Here is a 2742-nt window from a genome sequence, read left to right as displayed (position 1 = left end):
AGTACCTGATGCTGTCGGGGATCTTGAAGAACACCGGGTTCACCCGACCGATCACCGCCCCCGCAGGCGCCGTCCAGCCCGGCCCAGGTCCTCGATCCGGGTGGCGCGGTCGGGGTCGGCCAGGCGCAGGCGCTGCCACCAGCGTTCGCGTTCGGCGAGGTGTTGCTGGCGGGTGTGCTGTTCGGCGGTGTCGAGGCGTTCGGGGGTGACGCCGAACAACGGCGGTGCCCACTCTTGCCAGGCGATCCAGCGGTCTTCGCGGTCGTCGTAGCGGGCGCGGGCGAGTCGGCCGCGTCGGCCGGTGGTCTCCATCTGGCGGTAGGTCTCCTCGGCCATCCCGAGCGCGCGGGCCATAGCTGAGCGACTGCGGCCGGTGAGGATTCGCAGGTGCGCGAGCGTCTCGTGCTCGATGGTGCACAGCGCGATCGGGTCGACGCCCACGGCGTGCGCCAGCCGCGGAAGGATCTCCGGGCGCGGGGTGCGCGTACCCGCCAGGTAAAGGCTTACGGCGCGTTCGCTCACTCCGGCAGCCCTGGCGATCCGGGCGACCGAGGTCCCGGCGGCCGTCCGGGCCGCGCGGAACTTCGCCGCGTCGAAGCCGTACGGGGTCTCGCTCATACCATGCTCCTACCCAGCGGGCAGGGGGTTTGTTCGGAGTGAACGAACCTTCGTGGGGTCGCCCCGGTGAAGCTTTGTTCAGGGGTGAACGAACCTTTAACCTCTGGGGAGAGTCGGGGTTCGTTCACCCCTCGGCGTGCGAGTCAGCCAGCGGGGTGGGTGGCAACGCGCCAGGAACGCCGCCGGGCGATGCCGCGCCGGTCGAGGTAGTCCTGCAGAGCGGTCGGGGTCCGGGGCCGGCGCTCCGGAGCGGTCGGTAGGTGGGCGCCGATGCGTTCGAGGTTGACAGCGATGGCTGTCAGGACGTGCTGGACGTGGGCCTTCTCCTCACTGCGGTAGCGGCACTGGCGCATGCCGTGGCCGTTCACGAACTCGCTGATGGTGCCCTCGATGGCGGCCCTCAGCGAGTAGCGCGAGAGCCACTCCTGGGTCTGCTGCTCGGTGCGGGACTCGGACTGCAGGTCGTGGAGGTCGCGGGGGAGGAAGGTCAGCGCGCGGGCGGCGCCCTTGGTGCAGGCCGACTTGAGCGGGCACGGGCCGCAGTCGCTCTTGGCGAACTTGACGTGGATGTAGGGCGCGACGGACGGCGGCGTCGCCCACTGCCGGTTCGTCTTGCCCTGGGGGCAGGTGACCTTCTTGGCGTCCCACTCGATGACGAAGGCGTCGCGGTTGAAGACGTCGCCCTTGCGGGACTTGCGGGTGGTCCGGGCGCGGACCGGCCCGACCAGGCCGACGCCGAACTCGCGGGCGACCTGCTGCTTGAGGGCGACGGAGGTGTAGCCCTGGTCGACGAAGTGCTCGGCCGGCAGCAGCTCCCGCTGGTCCAGGCGCGCGAGGACGGTGGGCAGCGCCTTGGAGTCGTGGACCGCGGCTTTCGTGGTGGTCACGTCGGTGATCACGCTCACCGCGTCGTGGTCGCAGGTCTCGGTGACGTGCGCCATGAACCCCTTCCAGCGGGTTTCGCCGCGGCGGGCGAAGCGGGCGGTGGTGTCGTAGGGCGAGACGATGGCGATGGCGGAGGGCGGCAGGCCGGCGGTGTCCGCCTCGCGCCAGAGCAGGCGGTCCTGCGCGTCGATCCAGTAGTTCTGCAGGAAGATCTGCCGCAGGGCCTGGACCTGTTCGCCGTCGCGCAGAGCGGGGAGGTAGCGGTTCACGTAGCGCAGCAGCAGGTGGGCGTCGTCGCCTGTCTCCTTGATCCGGCCCTTGGGCCGGGAGGGGTTCTTGCCGAGTCGGGCGGCGCGGCCGTAGCGTCGGCCCCAGTCCTCGGTGACCAGCCCGGCCAGCTCGTGCGGCGCGCGGCGGGCAAGCTCCTCCAGGGCGGCGCGCATCGCTTCGGTGACCAGCTCCAGGCGGGTCAGGTCGCGGACAGCGGCCAGGACGTGCGTGGAGTCGGTGCGCTGGCGCCCGCGCTCGCGGACCAGGCCGACAGCCTTGATCTTCTCCAGAGCGAGGCCGAACAGCTTGTCGGCGCGGCCCTCCTCGGCCAGGCGCTCGCGGAAGTCCGCCAGCACGCTGTGGTGGAAGCCCGGGTCCTCCAGCTCCATGCCGAGGGCGTACTTGAAATCGATCCGGCACCGCACCGACTCCGCGGCCTGCCGGTCGGACAGCTCCAGCAGGAACTGCAGCACCGACACGGTGGCGAGTTGGGCCGGTGACAGGCCCGGCCGCCCGTCCTGCGGGTACCACTGCTCGAAGTCCTCGTCGCTCCAGAGTCCTTCGAGGTGGTCGCGGATCGCCATCGCGGTTGTGCCCCTCGGGTTGCTCGCGCGGGCAACCCGGACGGTCAGCTCCGGGATCACCGAGCCGGAACGGGGACGGACGCACATCTCGATCCTCCGAAGGTCGCGGACGCCCACCGTCCCACCCCGGCTCCGGCCGGTCCGGCTCTACCAACCGGCACCGCCACGAAAGGGTGAACCGCGAAACCCCTTCATTCTCAGCAGAACCACCAGACGCACCCGTCACGAACGATCCGTTCGCCGAACGATCACACCACCTCAGCGCCGAAGTCAGGCAACCGAGAGTGCGCTCTACCAACCTGCTGACCTGGTCAAACCGTTGCAGCGGACACCGGAACTGACCGGCTGCCAGCCCACGGTTTCCAAGATCCCCGACAGCATCAGG

The 2742-nt window shown here is 70.3% G+C and carries 2 protein-coding genes; both read right to left on the bottom strand.

The features are described 5' to 3' along the window. Window positions 1–51: 51 nt before the first annotated feature. Window positions 52–618, bottom strand: a complete 567-nt coding sequence (locus tag ACFXHB_RS44660) for a helix-turn-helix domain-containing protein (protein WP_380582957.1) — start codon at window positions 616–618, stop codon at window positions 52–54. A 143-nt stretch (window positions 619–761) separates the two neighbouring features. After that, window positions 762–2444: an IS1182 family transposase gene (locus ACFXHB_RS44655; protein WP_380582955.1), complete on the bottom strand. Its 1683-nt coding sequence runs from the start codon at window positions 2442–2444 to the stop codon at window positions 762–764. Between the last annotated feature and the right edge of the window lie 298 nt (window positions 2445–2742).

The organism is Kitasatospora sp. NPDC059327 (assembly GCF_042752535.1).
Classification (GTDB): Bacteria; Actinomycetota; Actinomycetes; order Streptomycetales; family Streptomycetaceae; genus Kitasatospora.
The sequence above is the reverse complement of the archived record's forward strand: the minus strand, read 5'-3'. Positions and strand labels throughout refer to the sequence as shown.